General features: G+C 73.1%; 17 protein-coding genes. 10 read left to right on the top strand and 7 right to left on the bottom strand.

Annotation, left to right across the window (positions count from 1 at the left end):
- Positions 1 to 37: 37 nt before the first annotated feature.
- The 4 genes from ACFO9I_RS03825 to ACFO9I_RS03840 are packed head-to-tail and all read left to right on the top strand — an operon-like array spanning position 38 to position 3,132.
- Positions 38 to 916: a metal ABC transporter substrate-binding protein gene (locus tag ACFO9I_RS03825; RefSeq protein ID WP_379177971.1), complete on the top strand. Its 879-nt coding sequence runs from the start codon at positions 38 to 40 to the stop codon at positions 914 to 916.
- Complete coding sequence (locus ACFO9I_RS03830) at positions 913 to 1,752, top strand: metal ABC transporter ATP-binding protein (RefSeq protein WP_379177973.1); 840 nt, start codon at positions 913 to 915, stop codon at positions 1,750 to 1,752. The genes ACFO9I_RS03825 and ACFO9I_RS03830 overlap by 4 nt, the downstream gene beginning before the upstream one ends.
- A complete protein-coding gene (locus tag ACFO9I_RS03835; RefSeq protein ID WP_379177975.1) occupies positions 1,752 to 2,747 on the top strand; it encodes a metal ABC transporter permease in 996 nt (331 codons plus the stop codon). Before ACFO9I_RS03830 ends, ACFO9I_RS03835 begins: the two co-directional genes overlap by 1 nt.
- Complete coding sequence (locus tag ACFO9I_RS03840) at positions 2,734 to 3,132, top strand: Fur family transcriptional regulator (RefSeq protein WP_379177977.1); 399 nt, start codon at positions 2,734 to 2,736, stop codon at positions 3,130 to 3,132. Before ACFO9I_RS03835 ends, ACFO9I_RS03840 begins: the two co-directional genes overlap by 14 nt.
- A 9-nt stretch (positions 3,133 to 3,141) precedes the next feature.
- On the opposite strand, the gene ACFO9I_RS03845 is transcribed toward ACFO9I_RS03840, so the two are convergent.
- The 3 genes from ACFO9I_RS03845 to ACFO9I_RS03855 form a co-directional block, all read right to left on the bottom strand.
- Positions 3,142 to 4,740: a sensor histidine kinase gene (locus tag ACFO9I_RS03845; RefSeq protein ID WP_379177979.1), complete on the bottom strand. Its 1,599-nt coding sequence runs from the start codon at positions 4,738 to 4,740 to the stop codon at positions 3,142 to 3,144.
- Between the two features lie 134 nt (positions 4,741 to 4,874).
- A complete protein-coding gene (locus ACFO9I_RS03850; RefSeq protein ID WP_379177981.1) occupies positions 4,875 to 5,648 on the bottom strand; it encodes an isoprenyl transferase in 774 nt (257 codons plus the stop codon).
- Positions 5,649 to 5,665: 17 nt separating this feature from the next.
- On the bottom strand, positions 5,666 to 6,589 hold the full coding sequence (locus ACFO9I_RS03855) for a universal stress protein (protein WP_379177983.1): 924 nt from the start codon (positions 6,587 to 6,589) through the stop codon (positions 5,666 to 5,668).
- Positions 6,590 to 6,834: 245 nt separating this feature from the next.
- Between ACFO9I_RS03855 and ACFO9I_RS03860 the strand changes: the two genes are divergently transcribed.
- Positions 6,835 to 7,488, top strand: a complete 654-nt coding sequence (locus ACFO9I_RS03860; protein ID WP_379177985.1) for a TetR/AcrR family transcriptional regulator — start codon at positions 6,835 to 6,837, stop codon at positions 7,486 to 7,488.
- Here ACFO9I_RS03860 and recO read toward each other — a convergent pair.
- The gene (gene recO / locus ACFO9I_RS03865; RefSeq protein WP_379177987.1) at positions 7,473 to 8,198 is read right to left on the bottom strand and encodes a DNA repair protein RecO; all 726 of its coding nucleotides are present in this window, start codon (positions 8,196 to 8,198) and stop codon (positions 7,473 to 7,475) included. The two genes, ACFO9I_RS03860 and recO, sit on opposite strands and share 16 nt — an antisense overlap.
- Before the next feature lie 58 nt (positions 8,199 to 8,256).
- On the opposite strand from recO, the gene ACFO9I_RS03870 reads away from it, so the two are divergent.
- Together ACFO9I_RS03870 and ACFO9I_RS03875 are read left to right on the top strand one after the other, a co-directional pair.
- On the top strand, positions 8,257 to 8,709 hold the full coding sequence (locus ACFO9I_RS03870; protein WP_379177989.1) for a protein kinase domain-containing protein: 453 nt from the start codon (positions 8,257 to 8,259) through the stop codon (positions 8,707 to 8,709).
- Entirely contained in the window at positions 8,592 to 9,551 is a 960-nt protein-coding gene (locus ACFO9I_RS03875; RefSeq protein WP_379177991.1) for a serine/threonine-protein kinase, read from the top strand. Before ACFO9I_RS03870 ends, ACFO9I_RS03875 begins: the two co-directional genes overlap by 118 nt.
- Here ACFO9I_RS03875 and ACFO9I_RS03880 read toward each other — a convergent pair.
- Positions 9,532 to 10,398, bottom strand: coding sequence for an alpha/beta fold hydrolase (locus ACFO9I_RS03880; protein ID WP_379177993.1), 867 nt, complete (start codon positions 10,396 to 10,398; stop codon positions 9,532 to 9,534). The genes ACFO9I_RS03875 and ACFO9I_RS03880 overlap by 20 nt on opposite strands.
- A gap of 50 nt (positions 10,399 to 10,448) precedes the next feature.
- Between ACFO9I_RS03880 and ACFO9I_RS03885 the strand changes: the two genes are divergently transcribed.
- Positions 10,449 to 11,210 (top strand): GNAT family N-acetyltransferase, encoded by a 762-nt coding sequence (locus ACFO9I_RS03885; RefSeq protein WP_379177995.1) that lies wholly within the window; start codon positions 10,449 to 10,451, stop codon positions 11,208 to 11,210.
- A gap of 67 nt (positions 11,211 to 11,277) precedes the next feature.
- Positions 11,278 to 14,115 (top strand): PAS domain S-box protein, encoded by a 2,838-nt coding sequence (locus tag ACFO9I_RS03890; RefSeq protein ID WP_379177997.1) that lies wholly within the window; start codon positions 11,278 to 11,280, stop codon positions 14,113 to 14,115.
- Here the strand turns inward: ACFO9I_RS03890 and leuA are convergent.
- Both leuA and ACFO9I_RS03900 read right to left on the bottom strand, forming a co-directional pair.
- Positions 14,102 to 15,838, bottom strand: coding sequence for a 2-isopropylmalate synthase (gene leuA, locus ACFO9I_RS03895; RefSeq protein WP_379177999.1), 1,737 nt, complete (start codon positions 15,836 to 15,838; stop codon positions 14,102 to 14,104). The two genes, ACFO9I_RS03890 and leuA, sit on opposite strands and share 14 nt — an antisense overlap.
- Positions 15,839 to 15,961: 123 nt before the next feature.
- On the bottom strand, positions 15,962 to 16,411 hold the full coding sequence (locus tag ACFO9I_RS03900) for an ion channel (RefSeq protein WP_379178001.1): 450 nt from the start codon (positions 16,409 to 16,411) through the stop codon (positions 15,962 to 15,964).
- A gap of 51 nt (positions 16,412 to 16,462) precedes the next feature.
- Between ACFO9I_RS03900 and ACFO9I_RS03905 the strand changes: the two genes are divergently transcribed.
- The gene (locus tag ACFO9I_RS03905) at positions 16,463 to 17,032 is read left to right on the top strand and encodes a sugar O-acetyltransferase (RefSeq protein WP_379178003.1); all 570 of its coding nucleotides are present in this window, start codon (positions 16,463 to 16,465) and stop codon (positions 17,030 to 17,032) included.
- Positions 17,033 to 17,037: the final 5 nt, after the last annotated feature.

Raw genomic sequence — 17,037 nt, forward strand, 5'->3', positions numbered from 1 at the left:
TTGACAATGATTCTCAAACAGTCTGAGAATCATTCTCATGCGATTGCTCCTCGTCCCGAGCCTGGTCGGCCTCCTGCTCGCCACGACGGCGTGCGGGTCGCTGGACGACGACTCGGGCAGGGTGAAGGTCGCGGCCGGCTTCTACCCGCTCGCGTGGGCGGCCCAGCGGATCGGGGGCGACCTGGTCGAGGTGACCAACCTGACCCAGCCCGGCGCGGAGCCGCACGACCTCGAGCTCACGATCAAGGAGACCGTCTCGATCGCCGAGGCGGACGTCGTGGTCTACGAGCACGGCTTCCAGCCCGCGGTCGACGACAGCGTCGAGCAAAACGCCGAGGGCACCACCCTGGACGCCGCGGACGTGGCCGACCTGCAGCCGTTCGCCGACCAGCCCGACGACCTCGACCCGCACTTCTGGCAGGACCCGCTGCGGCTGGCCGACGTCGGCGACGCCCTGGCGCGGGACCTGGCCGACGCCGACCCCGACCACGCGACGACGTACGCCGCGAACGCCCGGGCCCTGCGCCGGGACCTGACGGCCCTGGACCGCGACTACACCGCGGGCCTGGCGGACTGCGCGCGGCACACGATCGTGGCAACGCACGACGCGTTCGGCTACCTCGGCAGGTACGGCCTCGAGATCGAGCCGATCACCGGTCTCTCCCCCGACGCCGAGCCGACCCCGGCCGACCTCGGCCGGCTGCAGGACCTGATCCGCTCCGACGGCATCACCACGGTGTTCTCCGAGACCCTGGTGAGCGCGAAGACCGCCGACACCCTCGCCGGCGACCTCGGCATCGAGTCCGCCGTCCTCGACCCCATCGAGGGGCTCAGCGACCGGACCGCCGACGAGGACTACGAATCCCTCATGCGCCGCAACCTCGCGGCCCTCGAGAAGGCGAACGACTGCCGATGACCGACCACCAGCCCACCGGGCCCGGCGCCCCCATCCGCCTGCGCGACGGCGCGGTGTCCATCGGCGGCCGCCCGGTCGTGCGCGGCATCGACCTGGACGTGGACGCCGGCGAGTTCGTCGCGCTGATGGGCGCCAACGGGTCCGGCAAGTCGACGCTCGTGCGGGCCCTGACCGGCCTGAACCCGCTCACCGCCGGGTCGCTCGAGCTCTTCGGCACGCCCCTGCACGACTTCGGGGACTGGCAGCGCGTGGGCTACGTGCCGCAGCGCGCCTCCGCGGCCTCGGGTGTGCCCGCGTCGGTGTGGGAGGTCGTGGCCTCGGGCCGGCTGACGCGGCGCGGCCTGCTGCGCCGGCTCTCCCGTGCCGACCGCGAGGCGATCGACCACGCCCTGGTGGTCGTCGGCCTCCGCGACCGGGCCCGCGACGGCGTCTCGCACCTCTCCGGCGGCCAGCAGCAGCGCGTGCTCATCGCCCGGGCGCTGGCCGGCGAGCCCGACCTGTTCTTCCTCGACGAGCCGACCGCGGGCGTGGACCTGGCCAACCAGCAGGCGCTCGCCGACGCCCTCGCCCACCTCAAGCAGCGGGGGGCGACCGTCGTGCTGGTCGCCCACGAGCTCGGGCCGATGGCCCCCCTGGTCGACCGGGCGGTGGTGATGCGCGACGGACGCGTCGTCTACGACGGCCTGCCGCTGGACGACCACGCGGTCCCCCGGACCGGCCTCGAGCCCGACCTGGGCACGCACGTCCACCACCCCGACCCCGCGCACCACGACCACACGCCCCGGATGGGATCGCCCCTGGACCGGGAGTCACCGTCGAACGAAGGATGGGCCTGATGGAGCTGTTCACGCTCGCCTTCATGCAGAGGGCGATCCTCGCCGCCGTCTTCACCGGACTGGCGGCGCCGGCGGTCGGGACCTACCTGGTCCAGCGCCGGCTCTCGCTCATGGGCGACGGCATCGGCCACGTCGCGGTCTCCGGCGTGGCCCTCGGGCTGCTGACCGGGACCTCCCCCACCTGGACCGCAGTGGTCGTGGCGGTGCTGGGCGCCGTGCTCATCGAGGTGATCCGCGAACGCGGGCACGCCAACGGCGACGTCGCCCTGGCCCTGCTCTTCTACGGCGGCCTGGCCGGTGGCGTGCTGCTGACCGGCATCGGAGGGCAGAGCGCCTCGCGGCTGCAGGAGTACCTGTTCGGCTCGATCACCACCATCTCCCGCACCGACGTGTGGGTGACCATCGCGCTGGCGGCCGTGGTGGTCGTGGTCTGCGTGGGGTTGTCGCCCCAGCTGTTCGCAGTCGCCCAGGACCCCGACTTCGCGCGGGTCGCCGGCCTGAACGTCCGGGTCTACAACGTGCTCGTCGCGGTGCTGGCGGCGGTCAGCGTCACCGTGGCCATGCGGACGGTGGGGCTGCTCCTGGTCTCGGCGCTCATGGTCGTCCCGGTCGCGACCGCCCAGCAGGTGACCCGGTCCTTCCGCACCACCCTCGCCGCGGCGATGGCGATCGGCACGGCCGCCTCCCTCGGCGGGCTGGTGATCTCGGCGTTCGCGTCGTTCCACGCCCGGGTCGCCCCCGGCCCCACCATCGTGCTGCTCGCCCTGGCCGGCTTCCTGGTGACCTGGCCGCTCGGGGTCTTCCTGCGCTCCCGCCAGCGGCTGCGCGCGCCGTTCCCGGCCGTCGGGCCCGACGGGCACGAGGTCACCGACGACCATCCCCACGAGCACGGGCCGACGTGCGGCCACGTCGCCGTACCCCACGGCGACCACGTCGACTACGTGCACGACGGGCACCGGCACGCACCCCACGGGACCCACTATGACGAGCACTGAGCCCGGCCCGCTGCGGCCCACCCGCCAGCGGCGCGCCGTCGCGGAGGCCCTCGCCTCCTTCGCCGACTTCCGCTCGGCCCAGGAGATCCACGACCTGCTGGGGCGCCGTGGCGAGCAGGTCGGCCTGGCCACGGTCTACCGCACCCTGCAGAAGCTCGCCGACGCCGGCGAGGTCGACATGCTGCGCTCGGAGGACGGCGAGGCGGTCTACCGCCGCTGCTCCGACACGCACCACCACCACCTGGTGTGCCGGCACTGCGGGGCCACCGTCGAGGTGGAGGGGCCGGCCGTGGAGCGGTGGACCGGCGCGATCGCGGCCGAGCACGGGTACGCCGACGTCAGCCACACCCTCGAGATCTTCGGCAGCTGCCCGGACTGCCGCTGACGCGTCCGGTCAGACCCGGACGGACTCCTGCTCGACGTCGAGCGGGATCCGGACCCGGAAGACGCTGCCCCGGCCGACCTCGCTGTCGACCTCGATCCGGCCGCCGTGGCCCTCCACGATCGAGCGGGTGATGCTCAGCCCGAGACCGACGCCCTGGATGGACTGCTCCTCGGCGTGCCGGGCACGGAAGAAGCGGGTGAAGAGGCGCGCCCGGTCGGCCGCGGTGATGCCGATCCCGGTGTCGGCCACGACCAGCTCGAGGCGGTCGCCGTCGACGCCCAGGCCGACGTGCGCCCGTCCGCCGGCCGGGGTGTACTTCACCGCGTTGGAGACCAGGTTGTCCACCACCTGGGCGAAGCGCTGCGGGTCGACGCGTGCGTGCAGCTGCCCGGGCACCTCGAGGTCCAGCTCGACGCCGGCCGCCTGGGCCGCGGGGCCGGCAGCACGGACCGCCTCGCGCACGATCTCGCAGACGTCGCAGCGGGTCCGGACCACGTGCATCGGCCCTTCGTCCACCTGTGCGGTGTGCAGCAGGTCGGCGACCAGCCGGCGCAGGCGCTCGGTGTTGCGGTCGACGATCTCGAGCTGGGCCAGGACCTCGGGCGGCAGGTCCTGACGCTCGAGCAGGATGCTCACGTAGCCCGCGATCGAGGTCAGCGGGGTGCGCAGCTCGTGGGACACCGAGGCCACGAACTCGTCCTTGACCCGCAGCGCGCTCATCAGGGCGGTGACGTCCTTGTAGGCCAGCGCCGCGCCCGCGACCCGGCCCCGCCCGTCGCGCACGGTCCTGGCGGACACCGAGAGCGCGCGCCGGGTCAGCGGGTCACACCCGATCCAGATCCGGTGGTCGTCGAACTCCTCGCCGTGGCTGGCGCGGAAGGTCGGCATGTCCTCGCGCGTCAGCAGCGTGGCACCGTCCGCGGCGTACACGTCACCGAGCTGGCCTGCGACGCCCTCGTGGCCGTCGGGGAAGGCGATCGCCATCATCGCGCGGTGGTGCCGGTTCATCGACTCGTAGCGACCGTCCGCATCGAGCAGGACCAGGCCGACGTCGACGGTGTCGAGGATCGCGTCGGAGACACGACGCTGGTGCTCGATGGTCCCCTGGCCGGCGCGGACCCGGTCGATGCCGGAGGCGATCGCGAGGGCCGACCAGCCGACCACCACGACGATCAGCAGGACGCGCGAGACGTCGAGCCCGCTGGTCCCGAAGTAGAGCAGGCCGGGGACCGCGATCAGCGCCAGCGCGGCGCCCATGGCGATCCAGGCGCCCGTCCGGCCGAGCTGTCGCCCGAGCCACAGCGCCGGCACCACGGCGAGGATGCCCGGACCAGAGGTCTGCGGGTCCAGGCGCGAGAGCCCGAGCGCAGCAAGGTCGAGGACGGGCAGGACGGCCACCGCCCAGACCGGGAGCCGGCTCCAGGGCACGACCACCGCGGCGACGCACGCGACCACCGCCACCGCGATGCCCAGCGCGGGCCACGAGCGGGCGACGAGTCCGTCTCCCCCGAGGTCGCGCAGCAGCCGACCGAGGAGGAAGAGGAGCGCGAAGACGCCCTGCAGCGCCCGGGGGTCCGGCTCGTCGGCGAAGATCAGGCGGCGTGCCACCTTCGTGGCATGGCCCCGTGCACCCGACTGCGACATCCGTCATCCCCCTGCGCTGCTGTCGGCAGTCAGGATCCCAGAAACCGGTGTGACGTGCGACACGAACGCGCGTGTCCCTCCGGAGCCCTCGCCGCAGGTCAGCTCGGCTCGGCGCCGCCGTACCTGCGGTCGCGTCGGGCATAGGTCTCGATCGCGGCCCACAGGTGCCGACGGTCGACGTCGGGCCACAGCACGTCGGTGAAGACGAGCTCGGAGTACGCCGCCTGCCAGAGCATGAAGTTCGAGAGCCGCTGCTCCCCCGAGGTCCGCCAGATCAGGTCGGCGTCGCTCTGCTCGGGGACGTAGAGGTGCCGGGCGAAGACCTTCTCGTCGACCTTCTCCGGGTCCAGCCGGCCGGCCGCCACCTCGCGGGCGATCGAGCGGGCGGTGTCGGCCAGCTCGGCGCGGCCGCCGTAGTTGACGCACATCGTCAGCGTGAGCACGTCGTTGTCGCGGGTCAGCTCCTCGGCCACCTGCAGCTCGCGGATCACCGACTTCCACAGCCGCGGCGCCCGCCCGGCCCACCGGACCCGGACCCCGAGCTCGTGCATCTCGTCGCGGCGCCGGCGGATGACGTCGCGGTTGAAGCCCATCAGGAACTTCACCTCGTCGGGCGAGCGGGACCAGTTCTCGGTGGAGAACGCGTAGGCGGAGACCGCCTTGACCCCGATCTCGATGGCGCCCTCGACCACGTCGAAGAGCGAGTGCTCGCCGCGCTCGTGGCCGGCGGTGCGGGGCAGCCCCCGCTCCTTGGCCCAGCGGCCGTTGCCGTCCATCACGACGGCGACGTGCCGGGGCACCAGGCCCTTCGGCACCGCGGGCGGACGTGCTCCGGAGGGGTGCGGGGTGGGTGGGCGGACGCTGCGTCTCACGGGGAAACCCTAGGGGGTCACTTGCGGACGTCCCCCGCCTCCTCGAGCACGAGTCCCTCCATCTCGGCGAGCACCTCCTGCGGCGGGACCACCTCGACCGGGCACTCCGCCTCTCGCAGCAGGGTGCGCCCGGTGCCGCCGAGGTGCGAGGTGAGCGGCAGGCCGTGCGCCCGCCGGACGACCACCAGCAGTTCGGCCCCTGCCGCCGCGCGCAGCAGCGCCCGCACCGGCTGCTCGTGGACGACGGAGAGCTCCACCTCCACGTCCGGGTGGCCCTGCCGGAACGTCTCCAGCAGCGGGTCGATCTCCCTCTCCATCTCGAGGGCACGGTCGTCGGCGTGGGTGCGCGCCTCGACGATGTCGTCGTACGCGCCCGGCAGCTTCCAGGCGTGCAGGACGACCAGCCGGGCGCCCCTGAGCCGGGCGGCGGCGAAGGCCTGGCCCAGCAGCTCGGTCGAGTGGGCCGGCGAGCGTACGCCGACGACGACGCGGCCCCGCGTGGACTCGTCGGACCAGGTGGGCGGCACGCAGACCACCGGGCAGTCCGCCCGCCCGGCCGCGCCGACCGTGGTCGAGCCGGTGAACACCGCCTCCGCCCGGGAGCGGTGCTGGCGACCGAGAGCGACGAGGTGGGCTCCCTCAGCCGCGTCGAGCAGGGTGGTCACCGTGGGGCCGGTCCGCAGCACCGACGACACCTCGCACCCCGGATCGACCTCGGCCACCACACCCAGGGCCTCGCCCAGGATCTTCCTGCCGACCTGCTCGAAGTCGTCGCGGATCAGGGGCAGCATCGGCGTGGTCGGCGTGTAGTCGGGCGAGACGTGGACCAGCCGGACGCCCACCTCGAGACGCGCCGCCTCGGCCACGGCGTACCGGACCGCCTGGATGCTGGACGGAGAGCCGTCGACCCCCACGACCACCGGCGACGGAGTGCTCGTCATGGCCTGCCCCTCTCCGACGGTCCTGCCCCCGATCCTGAGGGGACACGCCTGCCCACGTCAGGGGCGTTCGCCGTCCGGGCGGGGACCAACGGCCCTCGGGTCACGTGGGCCGGACGTGGTGACCAGTCGGCCCGGCCGCCCCCTGTACCGGCCGGCCCGACTGGCCCCCGATCGCGGTGACGCGACGTCACACGCGGTGTCGCAGAGCATAGGCCCAACTTGCCCGCCTGCGTAGGCTTCGCCTGATGGCGACTCCGACTGGGCGCGCGGACCGGCAACGGCGGGAGCGCCGGGACGCCCGGCAACGGATCCTCGACGCTGCCTCCCGTCTCCTCGAGGAGCACCGCTGGCACGACCTGCGGCTCGAGGACGTCATGAGTGCCGCCGGCCTCTCCCGCACGGCCTTCTACCGGCACTTCGACGACCGGCACACGCTGCTGCTCGCGATGCTCGAGCAGGTGAGCGTCGGCGTCCGCGAGACCGGCCGGACGTGGAAGGCGGGCGCCGGCGGGGCCGTCGAGGAGCTGCGCGCGGGGCTCACCGAGCTGGCCGAGGCGATGCGCGAGCACGGGCGCCTGATGCAGGCGATCGCCGACTCCGCGGCGTACGACGTCGAGATCAGCGCCGCCCGCGACGAGATGGTGCGGTACTTCGTCGCCGTCACCGCGGACCGGATCCGCGCCGACGTGGCGGCGGGCGCGAGCGGGGTCCGCTCCCCCGAGAAGGTCGCCGAGGCGCTGGTGCGGATGAACGAGAGCGTGCTGCTCGACGCCTTCGGCCGGCCGCCGTATCCCCCGCTCGAGGACGTCGTGCCGACGATGTGCGAGGTGTGGGCCGTGACGATCTACGGTCGTGACGCCCTCGACGCGGCTGACCGGTCGGATCAGCGCTCGACGTAGGCCATCGACCGCAGCGCGCGCTCGAGGTGCCAGGCGAGGTACGCCGACACCAGGCCGCTCGCCTCCCGCAGGTGCCGCTGGTCGGCCGCGTCCACCACCGGCCAGTCACCGGCCAGCAGCGCTCCGAGGACGGCCACGGTCTCGGGCGCGGGGCTCGCCGAGCCGGGGACCCGGCAGGTCGAGCAGAGCACCCCGCCCATGGACGGGTTGAACCACCGGTGCGGCCCCTCGAGCCCGCACCGGGCGCAGTGCTCGAACGACGGTGCGTACCCCGCCACCGCCAGCGAGCGCAGCAGGTAGGAGTCGAGGACCTGGCTCGGCCCGTGCCGCCCGCCCACCATCGCGCGCAGGCCGCCCACCAGCAGCAGGAACTGCTGGACCGACGGCTCCTTCTCCTCGGTCACCAGCCGGTCGGCCGTCTCGAGCATGACGGTCCCGGCGGTGTAGCGGTCGTAGTCGAGGCCGAGCCCGGAGGAGAACGGGGTCAGCGTCTCGGCCTGGGTGACGACGTCGAGGTTGCGGCCCTCGGCCAGCTGAAGGTCGACGTGCGTGAACGGCTCCAGGCGCGACCCGAAGCGCGAGGTGGTGCGGCGCACGCCCTTGGCCACCGCCCGCACCCGACCGTGCTGGCGGGTCAGCAGCGTGATGATGCGGTCGGCCTCACCCAGCTTGTGGGTGCGCAGCACGATCGCCTCGTCACGGTAGAGCACCTCCCCATTCTGCCCCCGCCGCCGTTTGGAACCGGCACCGTGGGACAGACTCCCGTGCGTGTCGGCACCTGAGCAGCTCGGACGTCTCCGCCGGATCCGCAGGATCGGCGCGGGCGGCTTCGCGACCGTCTGGCTCTACCGCGACGACGAGCTGGACTCCGACGTCGCGGTGAAGTGCCTGGCCGACAACTGGGCGGGCGACCCCGAGATCCGCGAGCGGTTCCTGGCCGAGTCGAGACTGCTGCGCCGGGCCCGGTCCCCGCACGTGGTGCACGTGCACGACGTGGGCGTCACCGACGGTGACACGCCCTACTTCGTGATGTCGTACGCCGACGACGGCTCGGTCGCCGACCTGGCCCCGGTGCGGGCGTCGGCCCGGACGAGCTGGTGGAGGTGGTCACCCAGGCGGCCGAGGGGCTCGCCGCACTGCACGCCGTCGGGATCGTGCACCGCGACATCAAGCCCGCCAACCTGCTGCTCGCCTCCGACTCCTCGGGCGCACGGCGACTGATGGTGGCCGACCTCGGCGTGGCCAAGGCCATCACGCCCGACTCGGGCGTGACCCGGTCGGTGGGGACCCCGTCGTACATGGCTCCCGAGCAGATGGACGACGCCGCGGTCATCGACGCCCGTGCCGACGTCTACGCGCTCGGGGCGGTGGCCTGGGCGCTGCTGACCGGGCAGCCGCCGCGGGCCCGCCGCTTCCCCGGTGAGCGCCCGGCACCGGTGACCACGCTGCGGGCGGTCCCGCCCGCGGTCGACCAGGTCGTGATCCGCGCGATGGAGCCCGATCCCGACCACCGCTGGCCGGACGTGCGCAGCTTCGCGCGCGCCCTGACCGACGCCTGTCGCGGGGTCGCCCCGCCGCCCGCGCCGGCGCCCACGACCCAGCCCGCGGCAGCTCCCCCGGCATCGGGCGCACCCGCGGCGCCCGCCCGGGACGGCGGCCGGCACCGTCCGGGGACCGCGGTGCTCGCGAGCGTCGCCGCACTCGCCGTCGTCCTCGCCGTCGCGCTCGGCGTCGTGCTGCTGCGCGGCGGCGCGGGCGGGAGCGACGACTACAAGGACGCGTTCAAGGAGGCGGGCCTGGACTACGTCAGCGCCCTCCAGGACCGGCGCTGCGCGGACGCCGCGCCCTACGACCCGGACCTCACCGACCCCGAGGACGTGTGCGACCCGGACAAGAACAGCCACCTCGAGCTGGCGAAGTGCCTCGACGTCGACGGTCCGGTCCGGGTGGACATGATCGGCGAGAACCGCGCGCGCGTGGTCTTCGTCGACCAGGGCTACGTCGAGATGATCCGCGGCGAGGACACGCTCTTCCGGGCCGGCTTCATGGTCGGCTCCTGCTGACCCTGCCCGACCGTCGAGGGCTCTTCCAGCAGCCCAGCGCGAAGCCGATCGCCGCCCGGTTCAGCCGGTCGGGGGTCATCCGCCACTCGAGGATGCTCCGGGCGCGCACGAACGTCGCCCGCGGCATCTCCTCGGCGAGCATGGCCGCGTCGGCGGCCGGGTGCAGCGGGTCGATCGGGTGGCCGACCACCAGCGCCGGAGCCGTGATCGTGCGCCGCTGGCTCGAGGGCGGGGCGACCCGACCGAAGAACAGGCCGTGCACGACCGCCGCGACGGAGTCGGCCCGCTGGTCGAGGGTGTCCAGCCCGATCCCCACCCAGAACGGCACCAGGCCGCGCGGGATCGGTCGGGTCAGCAGCCGCAGGCCGTTGACGGTGAACGGCAGGAACCGGGAGGCGAACAGCAGCGGCCCGAAGGTCAGGATCCCGACCTCGAGGGCGTTGTTGAGCACCGGCATCTCCACGATCAGCCCGCGCACCCGGTCCGGGGCCAGCACGGCCACCTCGAGCGAGACGTTCGCGCCGAGCGACTTGCCGCCGACCACGGCCTGGGGTGCGCCGAGGTGGTCCAGCAGCGCGACGACCTGCTCGGCGAACGCGGTCATCGAGTAGACCAGCGGGTCGGCCGGCCGGTCCGACCTTCCGTGCCCCAGCAGGTCGAGCGTGACCACGTGCAGGCCCTCGGCGGCCAGCGCCCGGGCCAGCGGCTGGTGCATGCGGCGGGGCATCAGCTGGCCGTGCAGCAGCACCACCCAGGAGTCGCCCGCGCCGTACTCGGTGTACTCCAGCCGGTCGCGACCGCTGTCGCCCTCGACGAAGAACTGCCCAATGCGCTCGGAGACCAGCATGCACTGCAATGTAGTTGCTGCCCGGCGAGCCGGCTGGGACCTTTCTCCTCGTGGACCTGAGCCAGATCGAGCGCTACTACGATGCAGTCCCCCGGCCGGTCGCGACCGTGGAGGAGGTCGGACCGTTCACGCTCTTCGTGGCCGACCCGGCCACCGGGTGGCAGTTCTACGCCCGGCCACGGCTCGGCCTCGACCGCGACGTCCGGCCCGACGACGTACGCCGCGTCCTCGCGCGCCAGGCCGAGCTCGGCGTGCCGGGCGCCGTCGAGTGGGTCGACGACACCACCCCGTCGCTGCTGCCGGCCGTGCGCGCCGCGGTGGGCGGCCCGCACCAGCTCGACCTCTGCCCGCTGCTGGTGCTGCCGCGCCCGGCCGACCTCCGTGCCACGACCGGGGCGACGCGCGTCCTCGCCGCCGACGACCCGGACCTGCCCCTCGCGCTGGGGGTCGCCAGCGCGGCGTTCGGCGGGCGCGACGAGGTCACCCCCCAGGACCCGGGCGTGCGCCGGCGCCTGGTCGAGCGGGGACTGCTGGTCGTCGTGGCGGCGTACGACGGGTCCGGGACCCTGGTGGCGACCGGCACCGCCGCGCCACGTGAGGACACCGCCGAGCTGATGGGCATCGCGACCCTGCCGGGTGCGCGGCGGCGCGGCCTGGGGTCGGCCGTCACCGCGGCGCTCGTGCGTGCGTGTCGGGAGGCCGGGGTCCACGACGTGTTCCTCACCGCCGCGTCCGACGAGGCCGCCAGCGTCTACCGCTCGCTCGGCTTCGAACGCCGGGCCCTGGCCTGCATCCTGGGGGCCGGTTCCTGAGGGCGTCGCGCCGCCGACCGGCGAGCCGGTGCCGGTCCCGGCGCAGGCGTGGTCGACACTGTCCCCCATGACCACGTCCGGCCCCCGGTGCCCGGCCTGGCTGGTGTCGCTCGGGATGCTCGTGGCGGTCTACCTCGCCGGCGTCGGCGCCGTCCTGTTCGCGCCCGCAGGAGACCCGGTGGCGACCTGGTGGCCGGCGGCCGGCATCGCCGTCGCCCTGGTGGCGCTCTCGCCCCGACGGCGGTGGGCGCTGCTCGCGGCCGGCATCGTCGTCTCCAGCGGCCTGGCGAACCTCACCGGTGGCCGCGACCTGCCGATCTCGATGCTGTTCGGCATGGCCAACGCGGCCGAGGCGGTCGTCGCCGCCGCGGTGCTGCGCACGGAGGGTCGCGACCGTCCCCGGCTCGAGAGCCTCGACGACTTCGTCCGCCTCGTCGCGGCCGCGCTGCTCGGCGGTGCCACGATCGCCACCGGCGCAGCGCTCGCAGTCGTCGCACTCGACGGTGGCGGGTTCCTGGAGAGCTGGCGCTCCGTGCTCGCCTCCCACGCGGCGTCGACGCTCGTGCTCGTCCCGGTCGCCCTCTCCGCCCGCGTCGTCACCGGGCCCCCGCGCCGGGCGGCGCGCCCGATGCGCCACGGCGAGCTGCTGCTGCAGCTGCTGGCGCTGGTGGTCGTCACGACGCTGGTCTTCTCACCCTCGCAGGCGCTGCCGGTCACGTTCGTGCCGCTGCCGTTCCTCGTCTGGGCGGCCCTCCGCTTCGACCTGCGCACGGTGGCCTGGCAGCTGGCCGGCCTCAGCGTCGCCACGACGTACCTGACCGCCCACGGGTACGGCCCGTTCGGCACCAGCCTGGCCGACGGCGACATCGGCGCCGCGACGGCCGGGCTGCTCACCCAGGTCTACCTCCTGTGTGCGGCGCTGATGTCGGTGCCGCTGGCGATCGCGGCCGAGCAGCGCGGCCGCCTGCTCAGCCGGGTCAGCGCCAGCGAGCTGCTGTTCCGCCGCAACTTCACCGAGTCCCTCGTCGGCATGCTGCTGCTGCGTCGCCACGGGTCGGAGCTCCAGATCGTCGAGAGCAACGACACCGCCGCGGGCCTGCTCGGCGCGGACCAGGCGGACCTGGTCGGGCGCCGTCTCGACGACGTCCTCGACACCTCGGTCCGGCTCGACGACGTCGCCGGGCAGATGCTGGCCGGCGACCTCGAGGGCTGGAAGGCCCAGGTCGGCCTGACCGGCCGGCCCCGGGCCCGCGTCAACGTCGCCCTCTCCCTGCTCTACGGCGACCCGGAACCGACGTTCTCCGTGCAGATGCAGGACGTCACCGCCGAGTACGACGCCCTGCGCCGGCTCAAGGAGGCCGAGAGGCTCACCAACGCCACGCTCGACACGGCCGCGTGCATCATCCTGGTCACCGACCTCGCCGGCACGATCGTCCGGGTCAACGCCGCGACGACCGAGCTCACCGGCTACCGCGAGGACGAGCTGGTCGGAACCCCGGTGTGGGACACCACGTTCACCCCGTTCGCCGCGTCCGACGCGTCGGCGGTCTTCGAGCGGATCGGCACCGCGCAGCCCCGTGAGGTGGAGGCCCTGACCCGGAGCGGCGAGAAGCGGCGCATCGTCTGGAACGACGACGTCGTGCGTGACGAGCAGGACCGGCCGCAGTACGCCGTGCTCACGGGCGTCGACGTCACCGCGGAGCGCACCGCCGCGGGCATGGTGGTCCACCTGCTCGAGGCCGCGGTCACCACCGCCATCATCGGGATCGACCACTCCGGCCGGATCACGGTCTTCAACTCAGGAGCCCAGAACCTGCTGGGGTTCCACTACACCGACATGCTCGGACAGCCCTTCGTCACCCTGCTCGCGCCCGAGCAGCTCGAGGCGCGCACGGGCACCCGCGACGCCGACGCGGCCTTCGCCGCGCTGACGTCCTCGCTGCGGTCGTCGCAGGAGTCGTCGCTGGAGTCGTCGCTGGAGTCGTCGCTGGGACCGGAGCGCGCCGGACGGGTGCGGGACTGGACCTGGGTGGCCAGGGACGGCCGGCGGCACACGGTCTCGATGACGCTGAGCGTCACCGCGGACAGCGCGGGCTCGTCGATCGGCTTCCTCTGCGTCGGGCGCGACGTGACCGAGCAGCGGCAGAACCAGGAGCTCCTCGTCGCCGCGCTGGACAAGGAGCGCACGGCCGTGGAGCGGCTGCGCCAGCTCGACGAGGCCAAGAACGAGTTCGTCTCGACCGTGAGCCACGAGCTGCGGACACCCGTGACCAGCATCGTCGGCTACACCGAGATGCTCCAGGACGGCTCGTTCGTGGACCCCGCGCCCGAGCAGCTTCCGCTGCTGGACACCATCGCCCGCAACGGTCAGCGGCTGATCGTGATCTGCAACGACCTGCTGCTGCTCAGCGGGCTGGACTCCGGCGCCGTCCCGTGGGAGCGGGAGTCCGTGGACCTTGCGACCCTCCTCAAGCCGGTCGAGGAGGCGCTGCACCCGCTCATGCTCGGTCGCGACCTGTCGCTGCGGATGGAGCCGCCGGACGGTCCGCTCCCGGCCCTGGGCGACCGGGCCCAGCTCGAGCGGGTGCTCCTCAACCTGCTCAGCAACGCCGTGAAGTTCACCGAGGACGGCGGCGAGATCGACTGCCGCCTCGAGGAGCAGGACGGCGAGGCCGTGCTGACCGTCCGGGACACCGGGATCGGCATCCCCGAGGAGGAGCAGGGCGGGCTGTTCGAGAAGTTCTTCCGCTCCTCGACGGCCCAGGAGCGCGCGATCCAGGGCACCGGGCTGGGCCTGTCGATCGTGGCCGCCATCGTCGCCGCGCACGGGGGCCGGGTCGGTGTGCAGTCGGCCCACCTCGCCGGCACCACGTTCACGGTGCGGCTCCCGCTCAGGCGCGGTTGACCGCGCTGATCACGGCCTTGAGCGAGGCCGTCACGATGTTGGGGTCGAGGCCCACGCCCCAGAAGACCTGGTCACCGACGAGGCACTCGACGTACGCCGCCGCGATGGCGTCGCCACCCGACGAGAGCGCGTGCTCGGCGTAGTCGAGGACTCGGACGTCGAAGCGGCTGCCGCCGTCGGCGTCGGGCAGCTCGTTGATCGCGTTCACGAACGCCGCGATCGGGCCGTTGCCGCTGCCCTCGAGGGTCTGCAGCTCGCCGTCGACGTACACGTTGACCGTGAGCGCGTCCTTCTCCCCCGCCGCCGAGGAGGTGTGCACGGAGTTGAGCTTCAGCGGCGACTCGCGGTGGAGGTACTCGGTGGAGAAGACCGACCAGATCTCGTCGGGCGACATCTCGCCGCCCTCCGCGTCGGTGCGCTCCTGGACCACGCGGCTGAACTCGATCTGCGCGCGGCGCGGCAGGTCCAGCTTGTGCTCGGCCTTGAGGATGTAGGCCACGCCGCCCTTGCCGGACTGGCTGTTGACGCGGATGACCGCCTCGTAGGACCGGCCGACGTCCTTCGGGTCGATCGGCAGGTACGGCGCCTCCCACGGCAGCTGCTCGACCGGGACGCCCTGCTCGGCGGCCTGCCGGTCGAGGTCCTCCAGTCCCTTCTTGATGGCGTCCTGGTGGGATCCGGAGAAGGCGGTGTAGACGAGGTCGCCCGCGTAGGGGTGGCGCGGGTGGACCGGCAGCTGGGTGCAGTACTCCACCGTGCGACGGATCTCGTCGATGTCTGAGAAGTCGATCATCGGGTCGACGCCCTGGCTGAAGAGGTTCATGCCCAGCGTCACCAGGCAGACGTTGCCGGTGCGCTCGCCGTGGCCGAACAGGCAGCCCTCGACCCGGTCGGCGCCGGCCATCATGGCCAGCTCGGTCGCTGCGACCGCGGTGCCCCGGTCGTTGTGGGGGTGGAGGCTGACGACGGTGTTCTCGCGCCGCGTCAGCTGGCGGGAGAACCACTCGATCTGGTCGGCGTAGACGTTCGGCGTCGCGGACTCGACCGTCGCGGGCAGGTTGAGGATGATCTCGCGACCGTCCTCCGGCTGCCACACGTCGGAGACCGCCTCGCAGACCTCGAGGCTGAACGGCAGCTCGGTGGAGGTGAAGATCTCGGGGCTGTACTCGTAGCCGATGACGGTCATGTCCAGGTACGACTCGCCGTACTTCATGACCATCTCGGTGCCGCGGGTGGCGATCGCCTTGACCTCGTCCTTGCCGGCGTGGAAGACCACGCGGCGGAACAGCGGGGCCAGCGCGTTGTAGAGATGGATGTTGGCGCGGGGTACGCCGACCAGCGACTGCACGCTGCGCTCGATCAGGTCCTCGCGGGCCTGGGTCAGCACCGAGATCGTGACGTCGTCGGGGATCCGGTCCTGCTCGATGAGCTGGCGGACGAACGCGAAGTCCGTCTCGCTGGCCGAGGGGAACCCGACCTCGATCTCCTTGTAGCCCATCTTCACCAGGAGCTCGAACATCTTCAGCTTGCGGGCCGGGCTCATCGGGTCGATGAGCGCCTGGTTGCCGTCGCGCAGGTCGGTCGAGAGCCAGCGCGGCGCCTCGGTGATCGTCCTCGTGGGCCAGGTCCGGTCGGGCAGGTCGATCGGCGGGTAGGCGCGGTAGCGCTCCACCGGCATGCCGCTGGGCTTCTGGGAACCCGAGATGTTCGATGCAGTGGTCATGGTGTCCTCGCTGGGTCGGTGCTGGGCGGCCGGTCGCACGCGCTCACTCCGCAGCGAGGGGGTCCGGCTCTGGCTCAGACCTCGCTGCGGCAGCGAAGGAGAAGCTGGCGCATCATGACCCGTTCACGATAGCCCACCTGTCCCGGAGCGCGGGACGGGTGTCTCACTGCTCGATCCCGCACCGCCCAGCCGCTGCTCGATCGCGGCGATCCGCTGCTCGATCGCCGCGAGCCGCTCCAGCACCTGCTGCTCCAGCGCCTCCTCCCGCTCCTCCGCGGGCTCCTCGTCCTCGCGGACGAACAGCGAGGCGAGGGCGGCGCTGATCAGCGAGAGGAGCAGGAAGCCGGCCACCATCAGCAGGGCCGAGGTCACCGCACCGCCCACGCTGGTCGGCGTGCCCTCGACGAAGCCGACGGTCGTCATCAGGGCAAGCGCCCACCACAGGCCCTCCCAGTAGCTGCCGACGGTGTCGGACTCGAACGCGGCGGCGGCGCCCGCGCCCACGACCAGAGCGGACAGCGCGATGATGACGCCCGGCAGCACGAAGCTTCGTCGTACCCGCGGCAGCCGCATGACCCCACGATAGGACCGCCCCGCCGGGGTCGCGCATGACACGATCTGGGCATGACGGACGAGCGCAGCATGCGCGAGCGGATGCTCGCGGGTGAGCCCTACATCGCCGACGACCCCGACCTGGCGCGGGAGAGCCTCCGGGCACGAACGCTCTGCCAGCGGCTGAACCAGCTGGCACCCGACGCGGCCCTGGAGCGCCGGGAGGTCCTGGTCGACCTGCTCGGCGCGATCGGCGAGGACACCGAGATCCGGCCGCCGTTCCACTGCGACTACGGCTACCAGACCTTCATCGGGTCCGGGACGTTCGCGAACTTCGGCCTCGTGTGCCTCGACGTGGCCCGGGTGACGATCGGCGACGACGTGCAGATCGGGCCGAACGTCCAGCTGCTGACGCCCACCCACCCGGTCGAGCCGGGACCGCGCCGGGACAAGTGGGAGGCCGCCGAGCCGATCACCATCGGCGACAACGTGTGGCTCGGCGGCGGCGTGATCGTCTGTCCCGGCGTCACGATCGGCGAGAACACCGTCGTCGGCGCGGGCGCGGTCGTGACCCGCGACCTGCCGGCGAACGTCGTGGCCGTCGGCAACCCCGCGCGCGTGGTCAAGAAGCTGGACGGCTGAGGGCC

Source organism: Nocardioides sp. GCM10023255 (genome assembly GCF_042653125.1).
In the GTDB taxonomy this organism is placed as follows: domain Bacteria; phylum Actinomycetota; class Actinomycetes; order Propionibacteriales; family Nocardioidaceae; genus Nocardioides.